Source organism: Nonomuraea sp. NPDC049152 (assembly GCF_040648355.1).
In the GTDB taxonomy this organism is placed as follows: domain Bacteria; phylum Actinomycetota; class Actinomycetes; order Streptosporangiales; family Streptosporangiaceae; genus Nonomuraea.
The window spans coordinates 56,257-80,855 of sequence record NZ_JBEZDO010000015.1 but is presented as its reverse complement, the minus strand read 5'-3'; the positions used below and the strand labels follow the sequence as shown (position 1 = coordinate 80,855).

The 24,599-nt window shown below is 71.1% G+C and carries 26 protein-coding genes; 10 read left to right on the top strand and 16 right to left on the bottom strand.

All coding sequences use genetic code 11. From position 1 onward, the window contains the following. The first annotated feature begins 6 nt into the window (after positions 1–6). The 3 genes from AB0B45_RS26310 to AB0B45_RS26300 all read left to right on the top strand — a co-directional run bounded on the left by AB0B45_RS26310 (position 7) and on the right by AB0B45_RS26300 (position 3,425). Positions 7–1,608, top strand: coding sequence for a serine/threonine-protein kinase (locus AB0B45_RS26310; protein WP_358135370.1), 1,602 nt, complete (start codon positions 7–9; stop codon positions 1,606–1,608). 97 nt (positions 1,609–1,705) lie between these two features. Further along, entirely contained in the window at positions 1,706–2,665 is a 960-nt protein-coding gene (locus AB0B45_RS26305) for a quinone oxidoreductase (protein WP_358135367.1), read from the top strand. A gap of 118 nt (positions 2,666–2,783) precedes the next feature. After that, entirely contained in the window at positions 2,784–3,425 is a 642-nt protein-coding gene (locus AB0B45_RS26300) for a hypothetical protein (protein WP_358135364.1), read from the top strand. Between the two features lie 13 nt (positions 3,426–3,438). Here AB0B45_RS26300 and AB0B45_RS26295 read toward each other — a convergent pair whose 3' ends face one another. Then, positions 3,439–3,636: an SHOCT domain-containing protein gene (locus AB0B45_RS26295; protein ID WP_358135361.1), complete on the bottom strand. Its 198-nt coding sequence runs from the start codon at positions 3,634–3,636 to the stop codon at positions 3,439–3,441. Between the two features lie 87 nt (positions 3,637–3,723). Here AB0B45_RS26295 and AB0B45_RS26290 point away from each other — a divergent pair, with 87 nt between their 5' ends. Beyond that, positions 3,724–4,536 carry a patatin-like phospholipase family protein gene (locus AB0B45_RS26290; RefSeq protein ID WP_358135358.1) on the top strand — a complete coding sequence of 271 codons (813 nt, stop codon included), beginning with the start codon at positions 3,724–3,726 and terminating at the stop codon, positions 4,534–4,536. Between the two features lie 3 nt (positions 4,537–4,539). Continuing rightward, complete coding sequence (locus AB0B45_RS26285; protein WP_358135355.1) at positions 4,540–5,574, top strand: 1-acyl-sn-glycerol-3-phosphate acyltransferase; 1,035 nt, start codon at positions 4,540–4,542, stop codon at positions 5,572–5,574. On the opposite strand, the gene AB0B45_RS26280 is transcribed toward AB0B45_RS26285, so the two are convergent. The 10 genes from AB0B45_RS26280 to AB0B45_RS26235 form a co-directional block, all read right to left on the bottom strand. After that, entirely contained in the window at positions 5,546–6,061 is a 516-nt protein-coding gene (locus AB0B45_RS26280) for an OsmC family protein (RefSeq protein WP_358135352.1), read from the bottom strand. The two genes, AB0B45_RS26285 and AB0B45_RS26280, sit on opposite strands and share 29 nt — an antisense overlap. Next, the gene (locus AB0B45_RS26275; protein ID WP_358135350.1) at positions 6,058–6,672 is read right to left on the bottom strand and encodes a VOC family protein; all 615 of its coding nucleotides are present in this window, start codon (positions 6,670–6,672) and stop codon (positions 6,058–6,060) included. The genes AB0B45_RS26280 and AB0B45_RS26275 overlap by 4 nt, the downstream gene beginning before the upstream one ends. Next, entirely contained in the window at positions 6,662–7,210 is a 549-nt protein-coding gene (locus AB0B45_RS26270; protein WP_358135347.1) for an alkylhydroperoxidase domain protein, read from the bottom strand. The genes AB0B45_RS26275 and AB0B45_RS26270 overlap by 11 nt, the downstream gene beginning before the upstream one ends. After that, complete coding sequence (locus AB0B45_RS26265) at positions 7,207–7,794, bottom strand: CMD domain protein (RefSeq protein ID WP_358135344.1); 588 nt, start codon at positions 7,792–7,794, stop codon at positions 7,207–7,209. The genes AB0B45_RS26270 and AB0B45_RS26265 overlap by 4 nt, the downstream gene beginning before the upstream one ends. After that, complete coding sequence (locus tag AB0B45_RS26260) at positions 7,791–8,759, bottom strand: putative FMN-dependent luciferase-like monooxygenase (protein ID WP_358135341.1); 969 nt, start codon at positions 8,757–8,759, stop codon at positions 7,791–7,793. Before AB0B45_RS26260 ends, AB0B45_RS26265 begins: the two co-directional genes overlap by 4 nt. Further along, the gene (locus tag AB0B45_RS26255; RefSeq protein ID WP_358135338.1) at positions 8,756–10,231 is read right to left on the bottom strand and encodes an ABC transporter ATP-binding protein; all 1,476 of its coding nucleotides are present in this window, start codon (positions 10,229–10,231) and stop codon (positions 8,756–8,758) included. Before AB0B45_RS26255 ends, AB0B45_RS26260 begins: the two co-directional genes overlap by 4 nt. Beyond that, the gene (locus AB0B45_RS26250; protein WP_358135334.1) at positions 10,209–10,988 is read right to left on the bottom strand and encodes an ABC transporter permease; all 780 of its coding nucleotides are present in this window, start codon (positions 10,986–10,988) and stop codon (positions 10,209–10,211) included. Before AB0B45_RS26250 ends, AB0B45_RS26255 begins: the two co-directional genes overlap by 23 nt. After that, positions 10,985–11,875: an ABC transporter permease gene (locus AB0B45_RS26245; protein ID WP_358135742.1), complete on the bottom strand. Its 891-nt coding sequence runs from the start codon at positions 11,873–11,875 to the stop codon at positions 10,985–10,987. Before AB0B45_RS26245 ends, AB0B45_RS26250 begins: the two co-directional genes overlap by 4 nt. After that, complete coding sequence (locus AB0B45_RS26240) at positions 11,872–13,482, bottom strand: TIGR04028 family ABC transporter substrate-binding protein (protein ID WP_358135332.1); 1,611 nt, start codon at positions 13,480–13,482, stop codon at positions 11,872–11,874. The genes AB0B45_RS26245 and AB0B45_RS26240 overlap by 4 nt, the downstream gene beginning before the upstream one ends. 131 nt (positions 13,483–13,613) lie before the next feature. After that, positions 13,614–16,163: a glycosyl hydrolase family 18 protein gene (locus AB0B45_RS26235; protein WP_358135330.1), complete on the bottom strand. Its 2,550-nt coding sequence runs from the start codon at positions 16,161–16,163 to the stop codon at positions 13,614–13,616. Positions 16,164–16,282: 119 nt separating this feature from the next. Here AB0B45_RS26235 and AB0B45_RS26230 point away from each other — a divergent pair, with 119 nt between their 5' ends. Together AB0B45_RS26230 and AB0B45_RS26225 are read left to right on the top strand one after the other, a co-directional pair. Next, a complete protein-coding gene (locus AB0B45_RS26230; protein ID WP_358135328.1) occupies positions 16,283–17,041 on the top strand; it encodes a MerR family transcriptional regulator in 759 nt (252 codons plus the stop codon). Next, positions 17,041–17,859: a hypothetical protein gene (locus tag AB0B45_RS26225; RefSeq protein WP_358135326.1), complete on the top strand. Its 819-nt coding sequence runs from the start codon at positions 17,041–17,043 to the stop codon at positions 17,857–17,859. The genes AB0B45_RS26230 and AB0B45_RS26225 overlap by 1 nt, the downstream gene beginning before the upstream one ends. 2 nt (positions 17,860–17,861) lie before the next feature. On the opposite strand, the gene AB0B45_RS26220 is transcribed toward AB0B45_RS26225, so the two are convergent. Further along, the gene (locus AB0B45_RS26220) at positions 17,862–18,032 is read right to left on the bottom strand and encodes a hypothetical protein (RefSeq protein ID WP_358135324.1); all 171 of its coding nucleotides are present in this window, start codon (positions 18,030–18,032) and stop codon (positions 17,862–17,864) included. Further along, complete coding sequence (locus AB0B45_RS26215) at positions 18,029–18,379, bottom strand: hypothetical protein (RefSeq protein ID WP_358135322.1); 351 nt, start codon at positions 18,377–18,379, stop codon at positions 18,029–18,031. Before AB0B45_RS26215 ends, AB0B45_RS26220 begins: the two co-directional genes overlap by 4 nt. Positions 18,380–18,471: 92 nt before the next feature. On the opposite strand from AB0B45_RS26215, the gene AB0B45_RS26210 reads away from it, so the two are divergent. Further along, entirely contained in the window at positions 18,472–19,017 is a 546-nt protein-coding gene (locus AB0B45_RS26210) for a hypothetical protein (RefSeq protein WP_358135320.1), read from the top strand. Positions 19,018–19,065: 48 nt separating this feature from the next. Continuing rightward, on the top strand, positions 19,066–19,569 hold the full coding sequence (locus tag AB0B45_RS26205; RefSeq protein WP_358135318.1) for a hypothetical protein: 504 nt from the start codon (positions 19,066–19,068) through the stop codon (positions 19,567–19,569). 149 nt (positions 19,570–19,718) lie between these two features. Here AB0B45_RS26205 and AB0B45_RS26200 read toward each other — a convergent pair whose 3' ends face one another. Then, on the bottom strand, positions 19,719–21,194 hold the full coding sequence (locus tag AB0B45_RS26200; RefSeq protein ID WP_358135316.1) for a cobyric acid synthase: 1,476 nt from the start codon (positions 21,192–21,194) through the stop codon (positions 19,719–19,721). Positions 21,195–21,269: 75 nt separating this feature from the next. Between AB0B45_RS26200 and AB0B45_RS26195 the strand changes: the two genes are divergently transcribed. After that, positions 21,270–22,673 carry an MFS transporter gene (locus tag AB0B45_RS26195; RefSeq protein ID WP_358135313.1) on the top strand — a complete coding sequence of 468 codons (1,404 nt, stop codon included), beginning with the start codon at positions 21,270–21,272 and terminating at the stop codon, positions 22,671–22,673. On the opposite strand, the gene AB0B45_RS26190 is transcribed toward AB0B45_RS26195, so the two are convergent. Together AB0B45_RS26190 and AB0B45_RS26185 are read right to left on the bottom strand one after the other, a co-directional pair. Beyond that, complete coding sequence (locus tag AB0B45_RS26190) at positions 22,606–23,700, bottom strand: cobalamin biosynthesis protein (protein ID WP_358135311.1); 1,095 nt, start codon at positions 23,698–23,700, stop codon at positions 22,606–22,608. The genes AB0B45_RS26195 and AB0B45_RS26190 overlap by 68 nt on opposite strands. Beyond that, positions 23,684–24,466 carry a phosphotransferase gene (locus tag AB0B45_RS26185; RefSeq protein ID WP_358135308.1) on the bottom strand — a complete coding sequence of 261 codons (783 nt, stop codon included), beginning with the start codon at positions 24,464–24,466 and terminating at the stop codon, positions 23,684–23,686. Before AB0B45_RS26185 ends, AB0B45_RS26190 begins: the two co-directional genes overlap by 17 nt. Between the last annotated feature and the right edge of the window lie 133 nt (positions 24,467–24,599).

The following is a 24,599-nucleotide window of genomic DNA, read 5'->3' as shown; positions in this document are numbered from 1 at the left end:
CCCGTCGTGAACCAGATCGGACGCTACAGGCTGTTGAACATGCTCGGCAGGGGCGGCATGGGCACGGTCCATCTGGCCGAGGACCCCACGGGTCAGCGCGTCGCGATCAAGGTGATCAATCCGGAGCTCAGCCAGCACGAGCAGTTCAGGATGCGCTTCAGGAGAGAGGCCGACGCGGCGCTCAGGGTGCGCAGGTTCTGCACGGCCGCGGTGCTGGAGGCGGCGCTCGACGGCGACCAGCTCTACGTGGTGACCGAGTACGTGCCGGGGCCGAACCTGGAGGAGGCGGTCGGGCAGTCGGGGCCGCTGAAGGGGTCGAGCCTCGACGCGCTGGCCGTGAGCGTGGCGACGGCCCTCACCGCGATTCACGCCGCGGGCGTGGTGCACAGGGATCTCAAGCCGTCCAACGTGCTGCTGTCCCCCATCGGCCCTCGGGTGATCGACTTCGGCATCGCCAGGGCGCTCGACGAGATCGGCGGCGTGACCGGCACCGGCGAGCTGGTCGGCACGCCCCGGTACATGGCGCCGGAGGTGCTGCGCGGCGAGGCCGTCTCGCCGGCGTGCGACGTGTTCTCGTGGGGCTGCCTGATGGCGTTCGCGGCCTCGGGACGGGCGCCCTTCCCCGGCGAGACGCTGCCCGCGATCATCTACCAGGTGCTCAACACCGAGCCCTCGCTCGACGGGCTCGAGCCTGGCCTGCGGGAGCTGGTGGTGGCCGCGCTGGCGAAGGATCCGGCGCGACGCCCGACGGCGCAGCAGATCCTCGACCACCTGATCGGCCGCCAGGCCGCCCCCGAGCAGGCCGTGCACACGGTGCAGGTGGCCTGGCAGGAGGGCGGCACGACCCCCTACGCCGCTCCACAGGCGAAGAAGAGGGGCAGGCTCGTCGCGGGGATCGCCGTGGCGGCGGCGCTGGCGGTCGCCGGCGGGCTGGGGGTTTGGTCGCTGCTGCCCAGCGGGCCTCCCGACATGCCCACGCTCTTCTCCGACGACTTCACCTCGACCTCGAGCGGCTGGGGCGGCACCTACGACGCCGAGGCCGACGACAGCTACGGCTACATCACCTCCGACTTCACCTACGGCCTCGACGCGGGCGAGTACAACGAGGAGCGGATTGCGACGGCGCCCGTCCCGTTCGTCACCGAGAAGCCCGCCACGCCCGAGCCCTCGGCCACGCCCACGCCGCTGATGCCCTCGTCCCTGCTCGTCGGGGTCGCCGCCAAGGTCAAATCGGGCAGCGGCGAGTTCGGCCTGTGGTGCAGGGGCGACGGCGACGGCACCTACTACGAGTTCACCCTCGACACCTCGGGCACCACCCGGATCCGCCGCATCGCCAACAAGGCGGGCGGCAACATGGCCGCACCCGTCAAGATCGACGGGTTCAACGCCAAGGAGAGCAACCACATCCAGGTCTCCTGCGAGCAGGGCGACGGCGCCACGCGGCTGTCCATGTGGGTCAACGGCAAGCGGGTCCACCAGGTGGACGACCCCACCGGCCTGCCGAGCGGCAACATCGGGCTCTTCGCCCGCGTGCCGAAGGGCAGCCCCAACCCGCTCAAGGTGGTCTACGACGACTTCGAGATGCGCGGCATCAAGCAGCAGCCCTAGAGCGCGCGCTGGACGCCTGTCGGGGCGCCCTGGTGGTGGTCTCGCACGACAGGACCCTGCATGAACGCTTCAGGGGCGCCAGGTGGAGACTGGAGAAATGCATGCCATTGTGATCAATGCCCAGGGCGGTCCCGAGGTCCTCGAGTACGCAGAACACCCCGACCCGGTACCCGGCCCTGGCGAGGTGCTGATCGACGTCGCCGCGAGCGGCGTCAACTTCATCGACGTCTACCACCGCACCGGCACCTATCCCCTCGACCTGCCGTCCCCGATCGGCTCCGAGGGCGCGGGCACGGTCGCCGCCGTGGGCGAGGGTGTGGAGGACCTGGCGGTCGGCGACACCGTCGCGTGGGTGAACGTGCTCGGCAGTTACGCCGAGAAGGCCGTGGTGCCCGCCTCCAGGGTGGTGCCGGTCCCCGCGGGGGTGTCGGCCGAGTTGGCCGCCGCCTCGTTGCTGCAGGGCATGACCGCGCACTTCCTGACGCATTCCGTGTACGAGGTGAAGCAGGGCGACGTGATGCTCGTGCACGCCGCGGCCGGCGGCATGGGCCAGTTGCTCACCCAGCTCGGCAAGCTCAAGGGCGCCACGGTGCTCGCCACCGTCTCCTCCGACGCCAAGGAGAAGCTGGCCCGCGAGGCGGGCGCGGACGAGGTGTTCCGCTACGACGGCTTCGCCGACGCGGTCCGCCAGGTCGTCCCCGCGGGCGTGGACGTCGTCTACGACGGGGTGGGCGCCACCACCTTCGACGGCGGCCTGGCCTCGCTGCGCAAGCGCGGCCTGATGGTCCTGTACGGCGCGGCCAGCGGCCCCGTGCCGCCGCTGGACCCGCAGGTGCTCAACAGGAGTGGCTCGCTCTACCTGACCAGGCCGTCTCTCGTCCACTTCATCGCCGAGCGCGACGAGCTGCTGTGGCGGGCGGCCGACGTGTGCGGCTGGCTCGCGGCGGGCGAACTGACGATCAACATCTCCGAGCGCTACCCGCTGGCCGAGGCGGCTCGGGCGCACGAGGACCTGCAGGCCCGCCGTACGACGGGCAAGCTGCTGCTGATCCCATGACCGCAGGCGCGGGCCCGTCTCGCGGGGCGGGCCCGCCGCCGTCTTCCTCGATCGGGTGGTCCCGCGCGGCCGGTTCGGCGATCATGGTCGAGACCGGGGACGGCGGGAAGGAGACTTCATGCGGCCGCGACGGTGGGCCAGGGGACGGCTCGGCTTCGGGCGGGGGATGCTGATGGCGGTGGTCGCCCCCCTCGGGGCGATCGGGCTCTACTTCGGGGCGGGCATGCTGAACGCCTACGGCCCGCCGTGGCTCGACAACTGGGCGGGAGGACTGCTGCGGCTGGCCATGACCCTCGTCGCCATGGGGCTCATCGTCTTCACCAGCCTCTACTTCGAGGGCGTCGTCGTCTTCCTGGGGTCGTTCCTCGCGCTCGGCATCGCCCTGTTCGCCGCGGGCGAGGTGGCCGACGCTTGGGTGCTCGACCAGCGCGGCAGAACGACGCCGTGCGCGATCGTCGACATCGACTCGCGCGTGGAGCAGTACACCACCACGGACGCCAACGGCAACACCACCTGGCACACCCGCACCCTCTACGACCACAGGCTCAACTGCGTCGTGCGGGATATCGGCGCGATGACCACCGGCGCGGCGGCGGGCAAGGTCGGCGAGCGGATCATGGTGGCCTACGACCCGGACCACCGGGTCGGCGTCCGCCCCGCCGAGGGCGCGTTCGACTACGCGGGCCCGCTGTGGACGTGCTGCGTCGGGGCCGCGGTCGGCATCGGGCTCCGCCTCTTCCAGGTCATCAGGTACCGCTGACGTCCGACGGCGCTCACCAGTCCTGATTGAGGCCCGACATGCGGCGCAGATACTCGTCCTCGTCGATCTCGCCCGCCGCGTAGCGGCGCTTGAGGATCTCGCGCGGGCTCTCCCGCTGCGGCTGCGCGGGAGGCGAGGGACGTCTTCTGATCATCATGAGCACGAGCACCACCAGGATGATCACCAGCAGTACGACGAACAGCTTTATCATCGCGGACGCCACCCTCCTCCCGAGAACTCTACGGACAACAGCCCACCTGGGGCCAGACGGTACCGCGTTGGGCGATGATACGGAGTTGTGGAGACAGCGTTCGTGCTCGGCGGCGGAGGCGTGCTCGGCGCGCATGAGGTGGGCATGCTGCGAGCCCTCGACGAGGCGGGGATCACACCCGACCTGGTGGTCGGCACGTCGGTGGGCGCGCTCAACGGCGTGCTCCTGTCCGCCTCGCCGTCCGGCGCGGTGGAGCGGCTGACCACGCTGTGGCGCTCGGACGTGGCGCGTACCGCGTTCGCCGGGTCGTGGGTGCAGCGGCTGTCCACGCTGGCCAGGACCGGCACGCATCTGCACCCGATCGGGCCGCTCAGGCAGCTGCTGACCGAGCTGGTCGGCGTGGAGCTCATCGAGGAGCTGCCGGTGCGCTTCCAGTGCGTGGCGGCCTCGATCGAGCGGGCCAGCGCCCGCTGGTTCACCGAGGGGCCGCTGGTCGAGGCTGTGCTGGCCAGCTGTGCCGTACCGGGGCTGCTGCCGCCGGTGCGGATCGGCGACGAGCACTTCTTCGACGGCGGTCTCGTGCACAGCATCCCCGTCGGCAGGGCCGTGCAGCTGGGGGCGCGCAGAGTGTTCGTCCTGCAGGTGGGCAGGATCGAGCAGCCGCTGTCGGCGCCCAGACGGCCGTGGGAAGTGGGGACGGTCGCCTTCGAGATCGCGCGCAGGCACCGCTTCGCCGAGGAGATGGCCTCGCTGCCCGGCTCGGTGGAGGTGCACGTCCTGCCCACGGGGCTCGACGCGCCCATCTCTCCGCTGCGCTACCGCGATCTGTCGCAGATCTCCGGCTCCATCGACCGGGCCTACGCGGCCTCTTCCCGCTACCTCGCGGGCGTGATCCGATGAGGTGTGCCCCCTCGCATCGTCCGCAGGCTCGTGCTCGTCCCCTTGGTGATCGTGCTGGCCGTGGCGGCCGTCGTCACGCTGCCCGTGTGGCTGGTCGTCGTCACCGCCGCCTCGATGCGGCTGCCGCCGCCGCAGCGGCGCGGGGTCCGCTTCCTCTGGTTCGGCGTGACGTGGCTGGTGCTGGAGTGCGGGGTGCTGGTGGCGTGCCTGGGGCTGTGGGTGGCCAGCGGCTTCGGCGGCCGGCTGCATCGTGACCGCCACCAGGAGCGCCACTACCAGCTGATCCGCTGGTTCCTCTCCCAGGTGTACGGCGTGGCGGTGCGCGTCTTCCGGCTGAGCGTGGAGATCGACGAACCGCCGGGCGACGTACGGCGAGCCCGTCCCGTGATCGTGCTGTCGCGGCACGCGGGCCCAGGCGACTCCTTCCTGCTGGTCCACCACCTGCTCCACCTCTACGGGCGGCAGCCCAGGATCGTCATGAAGGCGGCCCTGCAGCTCGACCCGTCTCTGGACGTGGTCATCAACCGCCTGCCCAACGCCTTCGTCCCCCGCAGGGCGGCCCAGAGCGGGGTCATCGAGGAGATCAGGCGCCTGTCGGCCACCATGGACGCCGACGACGCCCTGGTGATCTTCCCCGAGGGCGGCAACTTCACCCCGCGCCGCCGCCGCATGGCGATCAGGCGGCTGGAGGAGAAGGGGCTGGAGGAGGAGGCCAAACGGGCCAGCGCCCTGGACCACCTGCTGCCGCCCCGGCCGGGCGGCGCGATCGCCGCGATCGAGGCGTGCCCGGAGGCCGACGTGGTGTTCGTCGCGCACACCGGGCTGGACGACCTCGTCACGATCGGCGACGTGTGGCGGCGGCTGCCGGTGAGCGCCCGCATCAGGGCGCACTGGTGGCGCGTGCCCGCCGCCGAGATCCCCGCCTCACGCCAGGACCGCATCAGGTGGCTCTACGACCAGTGGGAGGCCATCGACGAGTGGATCACCGAGAACCGTCCCTCCGGCAGGGTCAGCCCGCCCGCACCACCTGACCCTTGATCTCCTGCGGGTGCCGGATCAGGTTGAGGATGGGGCACACCCGCTCCACCTCGGCGTGCAGCCGCGCGAGGTCCTCGTCCGAGGCGGGCGAGTCGATCAGCACCTCGTACCTGAAGTTCTGCGGATGGACGGGAACGTCGGTGTTGCCAGGGGCCTGGGCGCGCGGGTCGTACTCGGCCTCCACGTCCACGGACAGCGAGTCGAGCGGCACCTCCAGCTCGGCCGCCTTGATCAGGAAGATGTGAGTGACGCAGCTGCCGAGCACGCCCGCCTGCAGCTCGGGCGAGCCGGGCCCGAGGTCGTAGCCCGCGAAGTCGGGGCCGCTGTCGCTGAGGATCTGGAAGTCCCTGATCCTGATCCTGCGCACCCCGCTGCGGCCCTCGGCCGTGACGCTCGCCCGCAGCGGCACCGGGCCGCTCGCCGGAGCCTCGCGCCTGGCCAGCAGCGCGGCCCGCTTCTGGGAAAGATACTCGCGCAGGCCGCTCATGCCAGCGTCACCTTACCCTTCGGGGTGTCCAGTACGGCCCGCAGCCCCACCTCCGGGCCCTCCTCCACGTCGATGGTGGCGCCGACGGCGTCGAGGTCGGCCCGCAGTCCCTCGACGTCGGGCGTGACGGCCGTGAACGAGGCCAACGCCACCTGCGGCAACCCCGAGGCGGCGGGGTGCTGCGTGCTCCCCCAGTCGATGAGGAACGGCACGGGCCTGACGTCCGCCGGGTTCTCGAATCGGGTCAGCCGCCACTCCAGCAACGTCCCGTCGGGCTTGCGGCGCGACAGCGGCTGCACCCCGCCGGGGTCGTAGCCCCGCTCGCGCGCCAGCCTCACCGTCGTGTCGATGTCGTCGGGATGGATCGCCCACCCGGCCAGCCGCGCCTCGGTCAACTCCTCCAGCCCGAACGCCCTCGGCCTCGCTCCCTCGACCTCCGGATCAGGGCCGATGATCTCCAGATAGGACGTCGGGCCGAAGCCGACCAGATAGTTGGCGGTGCCGCCGGGATGCGAGCCGCCCTTCACCGGGGCGACCCCCGTCCGCTCGGCGAAGTCGGCCACCCCCTTCAGCAGGTCGGGAACGGCGTACACCAAGTGATCAAGACTCATCGGGTTCTCCCAGGGAAAGCATGAGCCGGTTGGCCCAGTTGAAGAAGGCGGCCGCGTGCAGCGCGTCGCTGATGGCCAGGTCGTCGAGTCCCTGTTCGCGCAGGGCCGCGACGTCTGCCCTCGGAGGGGTTTCGGTGAGCGCGACGGAGGCGTCGACGATCGCCCGCCATCGAGCATCCTGCTCAGCCTCCACACCCTCGTCCAGCAGCCTCCGCACGTCGTGCTCGCGCTTGGAGTAGTGGGAGGCGAAGCGGGCGTGGACGGAGGCGCAGAAGACGCACCCGTTGCTGCGGGAGGTCGCCGTGGCCGCCAGCTCCCGCTCGGCGCGGGGCAGGCCGCCGTCGGCGTTGTGGAAGATGTCGTTGTCGGTCTTGGTGCGCGCGTGCAGGACGCGCGGGTCGCGGGCGAGCAGCCTGAAGTACGGCGAGGCGGCCCGCGCCCTGTCGACCAGCGCCTCCCTGTGCTCCTCCGTCAGCTCGTCCTCGGCCAGTGGCTCGATCCACGGCTTCCAGCCGAGCTGGTCCTGGGTGAACTTCACGCGAGCGCTCCCAACGCGGTGGCGACACGGATCTGGAAGGTGAGGAAGGCGACCAGCTGCGAGAGCGTGACGATCCCCGTGAAGGACCAGCCCGCCTCGCGCAGCTCGGCCAGCGCCTCGGGGCTCGCCTCTCGCGGACGGAACACCAGCAGGTGGGCGTGCTCCAGCGCGGCGGCCAGCCTCCCGTCGATCCCCTCGGCCCGGTAGCGGGGCCCTTCGACGCTTTCGCCGGCCAGCTCGGGCTCGCGGTAGCGCCCGTAGGGGCCCGTCGTTCGCGCCTCCTCGGCCTGGACGGCGATCCGCTTGGCGAGGTCGGGGTCGAGCGCGGCGGCGTGGAGCGCGGTGACGGCCTCCTGCCGGTGCAGGCCCGCGACGAAGGCGGCGACCGCGTGCCGTTCGGCCTGTGTCACCTCCTCCAGCCCGATGTCGCTCACCCCCCGTCCGGCGGGGAGCTCGAAGGACGGGACGAACAGCGCCTCGTGGGTGCGCTGCGCGTGCTCCCGGGCGTCCGGACGCCGGCGGCGCAGCACGTCGAGCCGCGATCCTGGAGCTATGCCCACCAGCTGGTCGATGATGTCGGTCATGCCTGCTCCGAAGCGGTCCAGCCGAGCGCGGGCGCGACCTTGGTGGCCAGCAGCTCGATCGAGCGGAGGATGAGCGGGTGCGGCGGATCCGCCGAGTGCACCTGGAAGACCAGGTCGGTCACCCTGTCGAGGGTCCGATCGGCCCGCAGGCTCGCGATCACCTCGTCGGGCGTGCCCACGTGCGTGTCGGCCCACAGGAACGCCGCCAGCTCGGGCGACTGGCGGGAGGCGCGTGCGATCCCCTCCTGCGCGTATCGCAGCGCCTCCTGCCTGGAGTCGGCGACGAAGGCGGTGCGGGAGGCGGCGATGCGCGGTGCCGTACCGGAGGGCAGGTTCTCGTAGTAGGCGTCCACGATCGGCTGCTGCACCTCGGCCAGCGTGACGCCCTCGGCGCGCGGCTGCGTGCGCGACAGCATCAGGCCGTTGCCCGCGCGCCCCGCCCGCGCGCCGCCGCCGACCGAGAACGTCGCCTCCCAGATCGCGCCGAGCAACCGGGGTGCGGCCGGGTAGAGGTGGTTGCCGCCGCCCAGGTCGCCGCCCGACCAGGCGTTCACCAGGACCGCGAGGTGCTCGGCGTAGATCGCCGAGCGGGCGGCGCTGTCGTGGCCGAAGGCGGCGAAGGACGAGGCGGTGCCTCCGCTGCCGACGCCGACCTCGAGGCGGCCGCCGGACAGCAGGTCGAGGACGGCGGTGTCCTCGGCGACCCGCACCGGGTGCTCGAGCGGCAGCGTGATGATGCCGGTGCCGAGCCTGATGCGGCTGGTCCTGGCGGCGACACCGGCCAGGAAGACCAGGGGCGCGGGCAGTCCGCCCTCGCTCTCGCTGAAGTGGTGCTGGGCCACCCATCCCGAGTCGAACCCGTGCGCCTCCGCGTGGGCGATCTGCTCGGCGGCCAGCTCGTACCTCTCGGCGGCGGTGGCCTGGTCGAGCAGGCGGGTGAAGAAGCCCAGCCGCCTGCGGCTCATCGGACCGGCTCCGGGATCGCCGCGAGCAACTCGCGGGTGTAGTCGTGCAGAGGTCCGGTGAAGACCTCCTCTGTCGTTCCGGATTCCACGATCTTTCCCTTGTTCATGACGGAAACGGTGTGCGAGATCTGCCGCACGACCTTCAGGTCGTGGGAGATGAACAGATAGGTGATGCCCAGGTCGCGCTGCAGGCTCTCCAGCAGGTCGAGGATCTGTCCCTGCGCGCTGACGTCTAGCGCGGAGACGGCCTCGTCGAGGACGAGCAGCCGGGGTGAGACGGCCAGCGCCCTGGCGATCGCCACCCGCTGCCGCTGGCCGCCCGACAGCTCGCGCGGCCTGCGGTTCAGCAGGTCGGCGGGCAGGCCCACGCGGTCGAGCAGGTCGGCGGCCGAACCGTCGAGCGCGAAGTTGCGCAGCGGCTCCTCGATGATGCGCTGGACGGTCTGGCGGGGGTCGAGTGAGGCGTAGGGGTTCTGGTAGACGAGCTGGACGTGCCTGCGGAAGTCGCGGCCCTGCGGGGGCGCCCCGATGACCGTGGCTTCGCCCGAGGTGGGCGTGACGAACCTGGCGATCATGCGGGCGGTGGTGGTCTTGCCCGAACCCGACTCCCCCACCAGCGCGTGGGTGGTGCCCCGCCGTACGTCGAAGGAGACGCCGTCGACAGCTCGGAAGCCGCCGTACTCCTTCACCAGGTCCCTGGCCTCGACGGCCACGGGCGCCGCCGGATCGGCCGCCTTGAACGGCCTCTCCTCCGCCGTGAGCACTCGCTGGGTGTAGGCGAGCGTCGAGGCGGGACCCTGCTCCTCGACGCGGCCCTCCCGCAGCACCACGACCTTGTCCGAACGGCCGGCGGCCACGGCGAGGTCGTGGGTGACGAGCAGCACCGCCGTGCCGAACTCCGCGCGCAGGTCGTCGATGAGGTCGAGGATGCGTCGCTGCACGGTGACGTCGAGGGCGCTGGTCGGCTCGTCGGCGATGACGAGCTGTGGGCGCAGCGCGATCGCGGCGGCGATGAGGACGCGCTGGCGCATGCCCCCCGACAGCTCGTGCGGGTAGCGCGAGGCGTGCGCCTCGGTGAGGCCGACTCTGACCAGGAGCTCGGCGACGCGGTCCCTGATCATCCTGCGGTCGCCGCGCCGGTGGATGCGCAGCGTCTCGCCGATCTGCGCGCCGACGGTCTTGACCGGGTTGAGCGAGTTGCCGGGATCCTGCGGCACCAGGCCGATCTGCGCGCCGCGCACCGACTCCATGCGCCTGGACGACCATGGTGCGATGTCGGTGCCGTTCAGCAGGATCTGCCCGCTGTCGGCCGGGTGCAGGCCGAGGATGGCGTGCGCGGTGGTCGTCTTGCCCGAGCCGGAGTCGCCGACCACCGCGACGACCTCGCCGGGCTCGACGGTGAAGGAGACGCCGTGGACCGTACGGCGCTTGCCATAGGAGACGACCAGGTCACGCACGTCGAGCAAGCTCATCGATCCTCCTGCTGATACGGCCGGCGGCGAGCACCACGGCCACGACGACGGCTCCGGGCAGCGTGGTCAGCCACCAGGCAGTCGCCAGGTAGTTGCGCCCCTCGGAGATGAGCAGGCCCCACTCGGGCGTGGGCGGCTCGGCGCCGTACCCGAGGAAGCCGAGCGTGGAGATGGCCAGGATGGCCACGCCGAACTGCAGGGCCGCCAGCGCGATGACGGGGCCGAGCGAGTTGGGCAACACGTGCCGCCACAGGACCGGCACGAAGCGTCCTCCGCTGCCGAAGGCGGCCTCCACGTAGTCTGCCCTTCTGGTCTTGACGACCTCGGAGCGGGCCAGGCGGGCGAAGGTCGCGACCGAGCCGATGCCGACGGCGAGGGCGACGTTCACCGTGCCCGGGCCCAGCAGGATGATCACGGTCAGCGCGAGCAGCAGGCCAGGCACCGACAGCAGCACGTCGACGACGCGCATGACGACCGTGTCGGCGAAGCCGCCGACCGAGCCGGCCAGCAGGCCGAGCAGCGTGCCGAGCACGAGTCCGACCGCGACGGCGACGAACGCGCCCGACAGCGAGTGCACCGCGCCGTGGACGACGCGGGCGAACAGGTCCCGTCCGACGGCGTCCGTGCCGAACCAGTGCTCCGCGCTCGGGGCCAGGAGCTTGTCCGCGGGCACTCCTGCGATCGGGTCGTAGCCGGTGAACAGTCCCGGCACCACCGCCCAGAGCAGGACGAGGGCGACAACCAGCCATTTGATCATCTGAGCCTCGGATCAAGGATCGGGAAGAGCAGGTCGACGATCAGGTTGACCAGCACGAACACGGTCGCGGCCAGCACCACGACGGCGAGCAGCACGGGGGTGTCCTGCGCGCTGACGGCCTGCTCGGTGAGCCTGCCGACGCCGTTCCTGCCGAACACGGTCTCGGTGATGACCGAGCCGGCGATCAGCTCGCCGAACGTCAGCCCCGCCATCGTCAGGGTCGGCAGCATCGCGTTGCGTGCCACGTGCCGCCACAGGATCCACCGGCGTGAGGCGCCCTTGGCCGCCACCACCTGCACGAACGGCTGCGTGGACACCTGGTCGATGCCGCGCGCCAGCACCTGGGCGATCGGCGCGCAGATCGGTACGGCCAGCGTGAGCACGGGAAGGATGAGCTGCTGCGCCTCGGTGCCGCCGATGACCGGCACCAGCTTCAGCCTGAAGGAGAACAGCTGGATCAGCAGGATGCCCACCCAGAACACCGGGACGGCGACGAACAGCGAGGGCACCTCCCTGAGCCAGGCCAGCAGGCGGTGGCCTGAGGCGAACGCGATCGCCACGGCCAGCACGACGGCGAGCGCGAACCCGAGCCCGGCCAGCTTGGCGGTCTCCGGCAGCGCCTCGGCCAGCCGTTCGACGACGGGCGTACCCGTGTCGATCGAGTAGCCGAAGTCGCCGCGCAGGAAGCCGAGCAGCGTGTGCAGGTAGGCGGCCGGTCCTTCGGTGCCGTAGTACTCCCTGATCTGGGCGATCTGCTCGGGAGACAGGCCCAGCTCGGGGTTCTGGAACTTGATCAGGATCGCGTCGCCCGGCAGGAGCTGCAGCAGCACGTAGGCGGCCGTGAAGGCGGCCCACAGGACGAGGGCCGACTGCCCCGCCTTCCTCATGACTTCCACACCGAGTAGAAGCTCGGCCTGCCCACCGCCTCGAAGGCGACGCCGTGGACGTTGGGCGCGCCGCCGTACACCTGGGGCTCCTCGAACAGCGGGATCGCGTAGCCCTGCTTGACGAGGTAGCGCTGGATCTCGGCGACCTTCGCGTTGCGCTCGGCGGGAACGGCCAGCGCGGACTCCTCCTCCAGCAGCTGATCGAGCTTGCCGTCCTTGGAGAGGATGACGTCGCGGTTCTTGCTGTGGAACTGGCTCTTGATGACGTCCTGGTCGGCGCGGCCGACCATGCTGTGGCTGACGGCGGTCTTCTCCGCGTTCTTGATGTCGACCGCGAGCGTGCCCGCGTCGCCGGGGCGAACCTCCAGCTTCACGCCGAGCTTGGCCCACTGCTGGGCGACGAGTTCGAGGGTCTGCTTCGACAGCGGCTGCGGCAGCGAGACGAAGACGCCGAGCTGGAGCTTGGCGCCGTCCTTCTCGCGGATCCCGTCGGCGCCGCGCTTCCATCCGGCCTCGTCGAGCAGCGCGCCGGCGCCCTCGGGGTCGAAGACCAGCTCCTTCGACAGGTCCACGTAGCCCTGGGCGAGGTGGCTGAGCACCGAGGTCGCCGCGGGGTAGCTCGGCGTGAACAGCGTGTCCACGACCTCCTTGACGTCGGTGCCCTTCTGCAGCGCCCTGCGGACCTTGATGTCGCTCAGGATGCTGTTGGAGGGCCGCAGGTAGAGGCCGTTGTTGACGCCCCTGGTCGGCTCGGCGTAGAGCGTGAAGCCCGCGCCCTTGACCGTCTGCTCGTCATAGGCCTGCACGTAGCGGACGAAGTCGGCCTGCCCGCTGGTGAGCGCGCCCACGCGGACGTTGTCCTCGGGCGTGACGATGATCTTGATCTCGTCGAGGTAGGCGCGGCCCTGATGCTTGGACGACGGGGGCGCCCAGTTGTAGTCCTTGCGGGCCTTGAGGTCGATCTCCTTGTCCACGATCTGGTCGGCGACCGTGAACGGTCCCGAGCCGATGACGTTCTTCAGCTGGCACTGCTGCTCGTACGGCAGGCCGATCGTCTTCTTCGACACCAGTCCCGCGCCGATCACCGAGGTGCCCTGCAGGAAGCCGGGCGAGGGCTTGTCGAAGTGGAACGTGACCGTCTTGGGATCGACGACCTCGCTGCTCTCGTAGTTGTTGACGAACTCGGCGGGCGGCAGCTTGAGCTCGGTGCTGCCCTTGCCGTACACGTCGAAGTTGGCGGCGACGGCGCTCGCGTCGAGCGGGCTGCCGTCGCTGAACGTCACGCCGTCGCGCAGGTGGAAGGTGTACTCGGTCGCGTCCTTGTTGATCTCCCACTTGGTGGCGATCCACGGCTCGATCTCGAGCGTCTTCGGGTTCTGCCAGGTCAGCTTGTCGGTGAGCTGGTTGAGCAGTCCGCCGTTGGGATAGAACCCGGCCGCGGGCAGGTAGAGGCAGGTCGGCGGCTGGTGCTCGAGGTAGGTCAGCGTGCCGCCGACGACCGGCTCGCCCGCCGCGGCGACCTTCGCGGTCGGCTCGGTGGTTCCGCCACAGCCTGCGAGAAGTCCCGTGACGGCGAGGAGCACTGCCGCTGTGACGCGTGTAGCCATGGGGAGATCGCCCTTCAAATGCGGGGTTCGGGTGAAAACCACCATAACCTACCGAAATTGTAGGTAAGAACCATGTCCGCATGCTGATACGGCTTGCGCCCTGGTTGGGCGCAAGCCGTATCGCGGGGCCGTTATCTCAGTCCCGCGTCGAGCGCGTCGGTGAGAACGCCCGTGTCACCCGACATCTCCCAGATCATCGCGCCGAGCAGGTTCTTGCTCCTGAGCCACGCGCTCTTCTTGCCGATCGACCACGTGTCGTCGAAGGACCACCACTGGCCGCCGTTGCCGGTGAAGCAGGAGGTGGCCACGGCCTGCTCGTCGTGCCGTACCGTGCAGTTCGGCACGCCCGCGACCAGGTTGCCGTAACCGCGGGTGCCCGCCTCCTCGGCGAACTGTCCAGGCGCGGCGCCCGTGGCCGACTGCCACTCGCCCGCCTTGCCGCCGTCGGCGACGCCCTGCCAGCCGCGCCCGTAGTAGGCCAGGCCGATGGTGAGCTTGCGCGGGTGCACGCCCGCCCGGAGGTAGACGTCGATCGCCTTCTCGACGCTGAAGTCGGGGTTGTAGGGGCTGTCGGTGTCGAGGTGGAGGTTGCCCTGGTGGCCCGTGCGGTTCGGCTCCCACGAGTTGTCGCTGCCCGCGCCGTGGAAGTCGTAGCCCTGCACATTGAAGATGTCCAGGTTCTTGGCGATCTGCGGAAGGTCCCAGCCCGCAGCGATCTTGGCGGGGTCGGCCGGCGTGAAGGCGGTGAGCTGGTAGCGGCGGCCCGTCTGCTTCGTCAGCTCGTCGAGCTGGCGGCGGAACTCGGCGATCAGCAGCGTGTTGTTGGCCTTGTCGCTCGGGCTCACGTGGTTGCCCGCGTGCCCCTCGGCGCCCGGCCACTCCCAGTCCAGGTCGATGCCGTCGAAGACGCCCGCCGCGGTCCCGGGGCCGCCCGCGCCGCCGGCGACCGGCAGGTTGCCCTTGAGATAGATGTCGATGCACGAGCCGACGAACTTCTTGCGCGCGGCGTCGGTGGCGGCGACGTCGGAGAAGTACTTGGAGTAGGTCCAGCCGCCGAGCGAGATCAGCACCTTGAGGTGCGGGTGCCTGGCCTTGAGCTTCTTGAGCTGGTTGAAGTTGCCGCGCAGCTTCTCCCACCCGGTGTCGGCCACGCCGTCGACCGACTGCGCCGCGCTGAACGGCCTGCCGTAGTCGGCGTCGGCGTCCCCCGCTCCGTCGCCCTGGTTCGGGTCCTGCGGGTTCTGCGTGGTCCCCTTCGTGACCCCCTGCAGGCAGGTCAGGTTGACGGGGTCGATGTTGCCGAAGGCGTAGTTGATGTGGGTCAGCTTCGCCGCCGCCCCGCTGGTGTCGAGGTTGCGGACGAAGTACTGCCTGCCGTAGATGCCCCACTGGACGAAGTAGCCGACCCTCGCGTAGCCGTTCTCCACGATGTCCGAGGTGGTCACGGTGACAGGGGCACTGGCCGGCGACAGGTTGTCGTACAGGTCGCGGGCCTTGACGGTGAAGGTGTACTCGGTCGACGGCGACAGGCCGCCGACGGTCGCCGCCGTGCCCGTGACGGTCATCGCGAGAGTGGCGCCGGTGTAGACCTCATAGCCGGCCACGCCCTTGTTGTCGGTGGACGCGGTCCAGGCGAGGGTGACGCTGGAGGAGGTCTTGCCGGTGCTGCGCGGGTCGCCGGGGGCGGTCGGCGGCTGCGTGTCGTCGGACGGGTTGTTCGTCGTCACCGTCACGGGAGCGCTGGCGGCCGACAGCGTGCCCTTACGGTCCTTGGCCTTCACGGTGAAGGTGTAGGAGGTGTTGGGCGTCAGGCCCGTCACGGTGGCCGTGGTGCCGGAGACCTCGCTGCCGTTGGAGAGCACGTAGCCGACGATGGGCAGGCTGCCCTGCTGGGCGGCGTCCCATGCGAGCGAGACCGTCCTGGTGGTCTTGACCGTCACGCGCGGGTTGCCCGGAGCTCCCGGCGGCGCGTCGGGCGTGCCGTCGCAGTTCACGTCGTTGACGCGGCAGGAGGTGGGCTCGGCGCCTGCCGTACTGACCGTGAAGGTCGGGCTGTATGGGTCGGTCGTCGCGCCCGGGGCCACGGTCGTGTTGTAGTGGGCGGGGGTCAGCGTGACCGTGCGCCCGTTCTGGGCGAGCGCGGCGTGCTGGGCGTTGCTCGCGGTCACCCCGGAGGGCAGGTCGAACACGATCGTCCAGCCGTTCAGCGCGGTGGTCGAGTTGTTGGCCACCACGAACGTGGCCGAGGTGCCGCTCACCGTGTAGGTCGCCCCCACGGGCGGAGGGGCGGGCGGCTCGGGGCCGCTGCCGTCGCAGTTCGCGCCGTTGATCTTGCACGAGGTCGGCTGTACGGCGGAGCTCAGCGTGAAGGAGGGGCTGTAGGGCTCGGTGTTCCTGCCCGCCTGGATGGTCTTGATGTAGAAGGCGGGGGTCAGTGTCACCTTGGGGCCGTTCTGGGTGATCGTGGCGTTCCGCGGATTGCTCGCGGTGACGCCCGGCGGCAACTCGAAGACGATCGACCAGCCGGTGACGGCCGTGGTACCGGGGTTGGCGACGATGAACGTACCGGTGGTTCCCGACCGGCCGAAGGTGGCGGTCAGGCGCGCCGCGGCGCTGGCGGGAACGGCGCTCAGGGCGACGGCGACGAGTACGACGAGCAGCACAACAGAAGATTTGCGCATGCGACGGATCTTTCTATTAAGAAAGTTTCCTAAGAGTTAGCCGGATCGTAAGCCTGCTCCCGACCACCGGCAAGGCCCAAGTTTGACCTTCACGTAACGTCAACGTGTGTAATGACCGCATGCGGATCGGAGAGCTCGCCTCCCTGGTCGGAGTGTCGACCAGGACCGTACGCCACTACCACCACCTGGGGCTGCTGCCCGAGCCCGAACGGCTCGCCAACGGCTACAGGGAGTACCGGCTGAGGGACGCCGTCCTGCTGTCCCGCGTCAGGCAGCTGGCCGGACTCGGCATGTCGCTCGACGAACTGCGCGACGTGCTGGCCGAGGACCAGGGCAAGGACCTGCGCGAGGTGCTCCAGGAGCTGGACGCCGACCTCGCCAGGCAGCAGGAGGCGATCGCGGTCAGGCGCGCCAGGCTGGCCGTCCTGCTCGCCGAGGCGGATCTGCACCCCGACTCCCTCGTGCCGCCCGAGATGGCGGCGGTCCTGCGCGACCTGTCGGCGGGGAAGGCGGCGGAATCGCCGTTCGCCAAGCTCGACCGCGAGATGCTCACGCTGATGAGCAACCTGGCCGACCCCGCCGACCAGGCCCACGTCCTCGACCTGATGCGGCCCCTCACCAAGCCCGCCGCGCTGGCCAGAGGGCACGAGCTCTACCTGCGGCTGGACGAGTTGGCCGACGCGAGCCTCGACGACGAGAGGCTCGCCGAGCTGGCCGGCGACCTGGCCGCCCACCTGCCCGACGAGCTGGTCCTGCCCATGATCGAGAAGTCCGGCGCCCAGGGCGCCGACTGGCTGGACGCGCTGAGCGCCGAGATGACGCCGGCGCAGGCCGAGGTGTTCAGGCTCCTCATGGTCACGTTGAAGGGACGGATGTGATGCTCCGACTGGCCCGCGCCGCGCTGTACACGGTCATCCCCGCCGAGCTGCTGCTCGCGGTCCTGCTCGTCTCCGGCGTCTCGCTGCCGACGCCGGTGCTGCTCCTGGCCGAGGCGGTCGTGCTGGGCGTGCTCACGCTGGAGGCGGCGACCGCCTTCCGGCTCTACCGGACGGCGCGCGGCGAGGGGGCGGAGCGGCGGGCGGCGCTGCTGGCGACCGTCGACCTGCTGGTGCCCGTGCTCGTGCGCAAGGTGATGGAGTTCGAGCTGAAGGGCATGGCGAGCCTGGGCCTGTGGGTCGCCAGGCGGCGCCACGGCGTGCCGCGGGGGGCGACGGCCGTGCCGTACTCGAAGGAGCAGTCGACGATCCTGCTGATCATGCTGTTCGTGATGGTCGTGGAGACGGTCGGCATCGATCTGTTGCTGGTGGCTCTGGACGTACCCTCCCCCGTGCGCGTCGTTGTGCTGGTGCTCGACCTCTACGGCATCGTGTTCGCGCTGGCCTTCGGCGCGGCCTGCGTCACCAGGCCGCACGTCGTGACAGGCGACGAGCTGCGCGTCCGCTTCGGCGCCTACTTCGACCTGCGCATCCCGCGCGAGCTGATCTCCTCGGTGCGGGTGTCGCGCAACTACAACGAGACCGGCATGATCCAGGTCGCCGACGGGCGGCTCAGCGTCGCCGTCGGCTCCCAGACCAACGTCGTCGTCGAGCTGGCCGAGCCGATCACCGTGACGCGCCCGCTGGGCCGCCGCGAGACGGTCACCAGCGTCCGGTTCTTCGCCGACACCCCGAGCATGCTCCAGCTGCAGGGCGCCTGACCTCAGCCGGGCGGGCGGGTGGCGCGGGCCGCGCGCTGGGCGTCCAGGCGCGCGGCCCGCTGCTCGCCCTCGTCGAGCGTGGAGTTGATCACGACGATGGGCTCGCCGTCGACCCAGGTGAGCAACCAGGCCTGGTCGCGCGGCAGCATCTGGTAGACGGTGCGGGCGATCACTGCAGCTCGCCCTTGCGCACGCGCCTGACGACGTCGACCGTCCTGCGCCAGTCGTCGGCCTCGCGGCCCCGCCACGAACGCGCCCCGCGCAGCCCGATGACGCAGCGGCAGCCGTCGATCGCCACCGTCACCTGCTGGAACCGGCCCCGCCTCGGCGAGCGGACGGCGGTCACGTACTCCAGAGGCGGCGGCTCCGCCTCCGACAGGTACTCGATGAGGCGCGTGGCGCGCCGCAGCCGCTGCCTGGTGAGCTCCAGGTCGCGGACGAGCATGTTGTGCCACTCGATGCGCTTGCTCGCCCTGGCCGCGCGCCTGGCGAGCTGGGCGATGGGGTCGATGTCGTTCATGGAGGCCTGCCATGGTCCTCGACAACGGTGGTCAGGGGCGCCCCACGTACCCGTCACGCGATTGAAGCACACCGCTTCCGTAGACTCCAGGGATGCGGCGGGTGAGCAGCACGGTGATCGTGGTGGCGGGCGAACACGCGGCCGAGGTGGTCGCGGGACTGGACGGCCTGCACAACGTGCGGGCCCTCACGGCGGGCGACCGCACCCCCGAACAGGTGACCGAGGCGGTGACCAGGGCAAGGGCCACCTACGTGGTCCACGACGCCGACCCGCTCGCCGAGGTGGGGCGCACGTGGGCGGGCTTCTTCGACGGCACCGAACCCGTCGGCGGGCTCGAGGTCGCGGTGGAGGAGACGCTGGCGGCGCTGCGGACCGAGCGGCTGGTGCTGCCCGACTACTACGTCGTGCTGGAGCCCGGCGAGCTGCCCGCCACCGTCCGGCACTGGTGGCTGGGGGTGCTGGCGGGCGCCGCGCCGGTGCGGGTGGTGCCCGCGCCGCCGTCCGCGGGCGCGGTCGCCGAGCTGCTCGGCCGGCTGGCGGCGGGGCGGTGGTGGCCGCAGGACGTCGAGGCCTGGCTGCGGGGACTCTCCCGCGTCGTCCCCGACCACGCGGGCCTTTCCGCCCAGCCCTCGCCTTGACGGCAAGCCAGACGGATCAACCGGGCGGGTGTGAAGGACACTGCTGTCATGAACGCACGTGAAACGGGTGCGGCCCCTGAGCAGGTGGAATTCGCGGGCGCCGTGTACGGCTCGCTGCTGGCGGCCTCCGTCGTCGTCGGCTCCACCGCGGAGGGCGGGCCGCCCGTCGCCGGAGAGCTCATGGTGCTCCTGATCTGCACGGGCGTGGTGTTCTGGATCACCCACGTCTACGCCCAGATCGTGAGCCGCGGATACCCCGTCAAGCCCCTGACCTGGGCGAACCTGCGGGGGGTCGCCAGGCACGAGTGGCCGCTGGCGCAGGCGTCGTTCCCTCCGGCCATAGCCGCCGCCCTCGCCGCCGGGCTGGGCCTGTCCAACACGGTCGCGGCCTGGGCGGCGTTGTGCGTGGCGGTGGCCGGCCAGGTCGTCTGGGCCGTCGCGGCAGCGGTCAGGATCCACGCCTCCACGCGGGTGGTCGTCGTCTCCGGGATCGCCAACCTCGTCCTCGGCCTGGCCCTCGTCGCGCTCAAGACCGTGATCTCCGCCCACTGAGCCTTCCTGCGGCTCGCCGCATCCCGCGCCGCTCGCCACCCACGGTTTCGCCACCCCGTCTCGCGGGTCATCACCCGTCTCCCGGATCTGCACCCCGTCTCGCGGACCGTCAACCCGTCCCCCGGACCGTCAACCCGTCCCGCGGGGCGTCACGCGCCCGGCGGGAGGAACGGCACCGAGGGGGCGCCCTTCTCGATCAGCCTGAGCAGCGCGTCCGTGTCGAGGTTCCGCTCGACCAGGTCCCCCAGCGCGTCGAGCCGCTCCTCCCTCAGCCGCGCGAACGACACGCCTGGCGCGGGCACGAAGTCGCGGCCCGCCCGCGCCGCCACCTCCGCCAGGAACGCCCGCCTGAAGTCGTCGTTCTCCAGCGCGCCGTGCCAGGTCGTCCCCCACACCGCCCCCGCCGTGCAGCCGTCGAGGAACCGCTCGCCGCCCTCGACCGTGGCGACGCCGTGGTGGATCTCGTAGGCCGACACCGCATGGCCGTACGCGTGTCCCGTGGGCCTGGCCAGCCGCTTCTCCTCGGCGAACCGCACTCGCACCGGCAGCAGCCCGAGCCCTTCCACCCGCCCCGCCTTCGACTCCACCTCGTCCACGATCTCGCGGGCGAGCATCTGGTAGCCGCCGCAGATGCCCAGGATCGGCAGCCGTCTGGCCGTCAGCGCGTCGGCCAGCCCGGTCGAGCGCAGCCACGCCAGGTCGGAGACGGTCGCCTTCGAGCCGGGCAGGACGACGAGGTCGGCGTCGTCGAGCTCGGCGGGGGTGGTGACGAACCTGACCAGCACCCCCGGCTCGCTCGCCAGCGCGTCGAGGTCGGTGAAGTTCGAGACCCGCGGCAGCTTCACCACGGCCACGCGGAGCGTCTGCCTGCCGTGGGGCAGCCCGGTGACCGTCGGACGGCTGTCGAGCGCGAGGGAGTCCTCGACGTCGAGCCACAGCCCGTCGAGCCACGGCAGCACGCCGTACACCTCGCGGCCCGTGAGTGCGCGCAGCGTGTCGAGCCCCGGCTGGAGCAGCTCGACCGCGCCCCTGAACTTGTTGACCACGAACCCCGAGATGAGGGCCTGGTCCTCGGGCGACAGCAGCGCCACGGTGCCGTAGAAGGCGGCGAACACGCCGCCCCTGTCGATGTCGCCCACCACGACGACCGGCAGGTTCGCCGCCCTGGCCAGGCCCATGTTGGCGATGTCGCCGCGCCTGAGGTTGATCTCGGCGGGGCTGCCCGCGCCCTCGCAGATCACCACGTCGTAGGCCTCGCGCAGTCGCTCGAACGACTCCAGCGCTCGTTCCCTCAGGAAGTCCTTGAGTGCGCCGTACTCCATCGCGTCGACGTCGGTCAGCGGCCTGCCCATGAGCACGACCTGGCTGCGGCGGTCGCTGCCCGGCTTGAGCAGGATCGGGTTCATGTCCGCGACCGGCTCCAGGCCCGCGGCCTGCGCCTGCATGGCCTGCGCCCGGCCGATCTCCGCGCCGTCGGCGGTGACGAAGGAGTTGAGCGACATGTTCTGCGCCTTGTACGGCGCGACGCGCACCCCCTGCCTGGCCAGCCAGCGGCAGATGCCCGCCGTCACCACGCTCTTGCCCGCATCCGACGTGGTCCCCGCGACCAGCAACGCACCCTTCACCCGGCAACCGTAGCGGGCCGCGCTCTTGGCACATGGTGTGACTTCTGCCACTCTGTCTAGAACAAACTCCTAGAATTGAATTCTGGAAAGGGCGTGAGCATGGTCGGCACGCTTCCTCCCACAGGGACCACCGCGCAAACCCGCGCGCCGTACGGCTGGACCCCCTTGGTCGTCCTGTTCGTCGTCGGCCTGGTCGACCGCGTCGAGAACAACCTCCTGTCAGGCGTGCTCCCCCATGTGCAGGCCGAGTGGGGCTTCAGCGACACCGCGGCGGGCTCGATCCCGACCGCGTCGGCGCTGGCCGCCGCCATCGTCGCCATCCCCGCCGGCTACCTCGCCGACCGCGTGAACAGGACGAGGATCCTGGCGGTCGTCGTGACGCTCTGGGCGGTGGCCACGCTCGGCTCGGGTCTGGCGGCGGGCTTCGCCATGTTCTACGCGATGCGCGTCTTCCTCGCCGCCGCCGAGAACATCGACAACCCCGCCGCCGGATCCCTGACCGCCGACTACTACCCGCCCGTCACCAGGGCCAAGGCGTACGGCCTGACCAGGGTCACCACCTACCTCGGCGGCATCGGCACGCTGATCGGCGGCGTGCTCGCCCAGGCGTACGGCTGGCGGACCGCGTTCCTCGTCATGGTCGTCCCGGGGCTGATCACCGCCTACCTGTGCCGGCGGCTGCGCGAACCGGCCCGCGGACACCTGGACCAAGTCGTCGCGGGCGGCTCCGGCACGGTCGCGGACAGCTCCGACGCGGTCGTCACGGGCAGCTCAGTCACGGTCGCCGCGGGCAGTCCCGACGTGGTCGCCTCGGGCGGCTCAGGCCTGGTCGCCGACAGGCGGGCGGGGCGGTTCGCCGAGGTGCTGCGCATCCCCACCCTGGTGATCGTCTGCGTCGGACTCGCGCTGCTCACGCTCGGCCTGGCGGGCATCTTCTACTGGATGCCGACGCTCATGGTCCGCGGCTTCGGCGTGGGCACCGGCGTCGCCGGCTCGATCAGCGGCCTCATCACGGTCACCGGACCCGTGCTCGGCACGCTGATCGGCTCGCGGCTGGGCTCGACGTGGCACGGCACGATCAAGGGCGGCCGCCTGCTGGCAGGTGGCGGCGGCATCACCGCCGGCTCGGTGGTCCTGGCCGGCGCGCTGGCCATGGACTCCCTGCTGTGGCTGAGCGTGCTGACGCTGCTGGCCAGCACGCTCATGTCGATCGCGATCCCGAACATGACGGCCTCCCTGGCCGACGTCGTCGGCGCCCACGCCCGGGGGCTCGGCTTCGCCGTCCTGCAGCTGCTGACGACGTTCGGCGGCGCGTTCGGCTCGCTGATCGTCGGCCGCGTCTCCGACAGCAGCGGCTCGCTGACCGCCGGCATGTACGCGCTCATCCCGCCCATGGTCATCGGCGGCGTGATCACGCTCCTGGCGCGTGGCTTCTTCGAGCGCGACGCGGCCAGAGTGCTGGAACAAGCACGGCGATAGCGGCGGCGGTCAGGCTCACGATCCTGGTGAGCCTGACCGCGCGGCGGATGTCGCGAACCTCCGGCTTGGGGCCCTCCCCCATCTCGGGGCGGTGCTCGACGCGGGAGCCGTACACGTTGGTGCCGCCCAGCGTCACGTCCAGCGCGCCGGCGAACGCGGCCTCGCACCTGCCCGCGTTGGGGCTGGGATGCCGGTGACCGTCCCTGCGCAGCACCCGCAGGGCGCGCCGCCTGTCAGGAGCGGCGAGTACGGCGAGCAGCCCGGTGATCCTGGCGGGCACGTAGTTGGCCACGTCGTCGAGCCTGGCGGAGGCCCAGCCGAAGTTCTCGTACCTCGGGGAGCGATGGCCGACCATGGCGTCGAGGGTGTTGACGGCGCGGTAGGCGAGCAGACCGGGAACGCCCGCGACGGCGCCCCAGAAGAGGGGGGCGACGACGGCGTCCGAGGTGTTCTCGGCCAGGGACTCGACCGTGGCCCTGGCCAGCTCGGGGGCTTCCAGCGCGCTGGGATCCCTGCCGCACAGGTGCGGGAGGCGGTCCCTGGCCGCCGCGAGGTCGTCGGCCTCCAGGGCCTCGGCCATGTGGACGCCTTCGCGGGCGAGCGTGGTGCCACCCAGCACGGCCCAGGTCGCCGCCGCCGTCAACCCGGTCTCCAGAGCCCACCCCAGAGCCGCCCGGTAGCCCTGCGCGTTCCGGCGGAAGACTCCAGCGTCCACGCTCCTCGCGACGACACCGGCAACTACGAGTTCGCTCCAAGAGACCGCGTTCCTCGGGACCACACCGGCATTCGCGGTTCGGGAGACCGTGACACCCGCCCATCGCGCGATGAGCCCGAGTCCCGCCGAAGCGCCCACGCAGATCGCGACATGCGCCACCCCGTTGGGCCTGGCATCGCCGTACAGCCGCTTCTCCAGCGCCGCGGCGGCCCGCCCGAACAGCGCGACAGGATGACCACGCCGCGGATCCCCCACGGCGGCGTCCACGAGAACCCCCAGCGCGATCCCCGCGGACCTAGACGAGATGTGCATGAACCTCATCTTCGTGGGTGTCGAGCCATGCCGCGGCCCGCCGGATGCGCTCGCCCGCGCCGTCCGCCCACATCCTCGCCCAGCCGCCGCCCTCGGCCGCGCGAGCCCTCATCACCTCGTACGACCGCCCGAACCGCAGCCTCGCCAGCGGGATCAGGCGGCGGCGTTCGCGGGACGGCAGGCCGTACGCGTCACAGAACAGCCGCACCCGCGCGCCCACATCGGCGTGGCGCAGCAACGGATGCCTGTCGACAGGGTCGGCGATCGGTGCCCAGTGCCGCAACGTCGTGACCACGTCGAACAGCCTCGTCGTCGGCCGCGCGAGATCGAAGTCGATGAGCGCGACGGGCCTGCCGTCCCTGAAGATCGCGTTGTCCGGGGTCAGATCGCAGTGCCCGATCACCTCGGGAACCGCGTCGTCGTTCGACCCGCCCTCCCAGCGATGCCCGGCCAGCGGGAACCCCACCGTCGCGTCATGGAAGCCGCGCAGCAACCGCGCCAGCCGCTCCAGCGCCTGGTCGGTGACGGTGTCGACGGTCAGTCCCGCCGTACCGGGAACGAAGGTGATGATCTCGCGACCGGCGGCGTCCACGCCCACCAGACGCGGTGCGCCCTCGAACCCCACCGCCTCCAGATGGCGGAGCAGAGCATGCACGGCGGGGCTGGACCGACAGGTGGGCCTGCGCACCGTGTCGCCGATTCGCACCACCCCGTCCGTCACGTCCCCGCCCTGCAGCGGAATCTCGTGCAGGACCGTCGCGACCATGCCACGACACCTTAGCCGTATTCGCACGCCCCTCGCCTGGGGTTTTCGGACAATCACCCTGTCAGATGATGTTCACAACGTGAGTCAACGACCACGCCGCGTGAACCCTCGTGCGGAGCCAGTCGTCTCACTC

Excerpts from the sequence above, each read along its gene's own strand:
- AB0B45_RS26185 (WP_358135308.1), bottom strand. The coding sequence starts at position 24,466 with ATGGTCGCGACGGTCCTGCACGAGATTCCGCTGCAGGGCGGGGACGTG.
- AB0B45_RS26250 (WP_358135334.1), bottom strand. The coding sequence starts at position 10,988 with ATGATCAAATGGCTGGTTGTCGCCCTCGTCCTGCTCTGGGCGGTGGTG.
- AB0B45_RS26230 (WP_358135328.1), top strand. The coding sequence starts at position 16,283 with ATGCGGATCGGAGAGCTCGCCTCCCTGGTCGGAGTGTCGACCAGGACC.
- AB0B45_RS26215 (WP_358135322.1), bottom strand. The coding sequence starts at position 18,379 with ATGAACGACATCGACCCCATCGCCCAGCTCGCCAGGCGCGCGGCCAGG.
- AB0B45_RS26205 (WP_358135318.1), top strand. The coding sequence starts at position 19,066 with ATGAACGCACGTGAAACGGGTGCGGCCCCTGAGCAGGTGGAATTCGCG.
- AB0B45_RS26240 (WP_358135332.1), bottom strand. The coding sequence starts at position 13,482 with ATGGCTACACGCGTCACAGCGGCAGTGCTCCTCGCCGTCACGGGACTT.
- AB0B45_RS26235 (WP_358135330.1), bottom strand. The coding sequence starts at position 16,163 with ATGCGCAAATCTTCTGTTGTGCTGCTCGTCGTACTCGTCGCCGTCGCC.
- AB0B45_RS26305 (WP_358135367.1), top strand. The coding sequence starts at position 1,706 with ATGCATGCCATTGTGATCAATGCCCAGGGCGGTCCCGAGGTCCTCGAG.
- AB0B45_RS26265 (WP_358135344.1), bottom strand. The coding sequence starts at position 7,794 with ATGACCGACATCATCGACCAGCTGGTGGGCATAGCTCCAGGATCGCGG.
- AB0B45_RS26225 (WP_358135326.1), top strand. The coding sequence starts at position 17,041 with ATGCTCCGACTGGCCCGCGCCGCGCTGTACACGGTCATCCCCGCCGAG.
- AB0B45_RS26275 (WP_358135350.1), bottom strand. The coding sequence starts at position 6,672 with ATGAGTCTTGATCACTTGGTGTACGCCGTTCCCGACCTGCTGAAGGGG.
- AB0B45_RS26260 (WP_358135341.1), bottom strand. The coding sequence starts at position 8,759 with ATGAGCCGCAGGCGGCTGGGCTTCTTCACCCGCCTGCTCGACCAGGCC.
- AB0B45_RS26245 (WP_358135742.1), bottom strand. The coding sequence starts at position 11,875 with ATGAGGAAGGCGGGGCAGTCGGCCCTCGTCCTGTGGGCCGCCTTCACG.
- AB0B45_RS26190 (WP_358135311.1), bottom strand. The coding sequence starts at position 23,700 with ATGCACATCTCGTCTAGGTCCGCGGGGATCGCGCTGGGGGTTCTCGTG.
- AB0B45_RS26210 (WP_358135320.1), top strand. The coding sequence starts at position 18,472 with ATGCGGCGGGTGAGCAGCACGGTGATCGTGGTGGCGGGCGAACACGCG.
- AB0B45_RS26255 (WP_358135338.1), bottom strand. The coding sequence starts at position 10,231 with ATGAGCTTGCTCGACGTGCGTGACCTGGTCGTCTCCTATGGCAAGCGC.
- AB0B45_RS26300 (WP_358135364.1), top strand. The coding sequence starts at position 2,784 with ATGCGGCCGCGACGGTGGGCCAGGGGACGGCTCGGCTTCGGGCGGGGG.
- AB0B45_RS26280 (WP_358135352.1), bottom strand. The coding sequence starts at position 6,061 with ATGAGCGGCCTGCGCGAGTATCTTTCCCAGAAGCGGGCCGCGCTGCTG.
- AB0B45_RS26295 (WP_358135361.1), bottom strand. The coding sequence starts at position 3,636 with ATGATAAAGCTGTTCGTCGTACTGCTGGTGATCATCCTGGTGGTGCTC.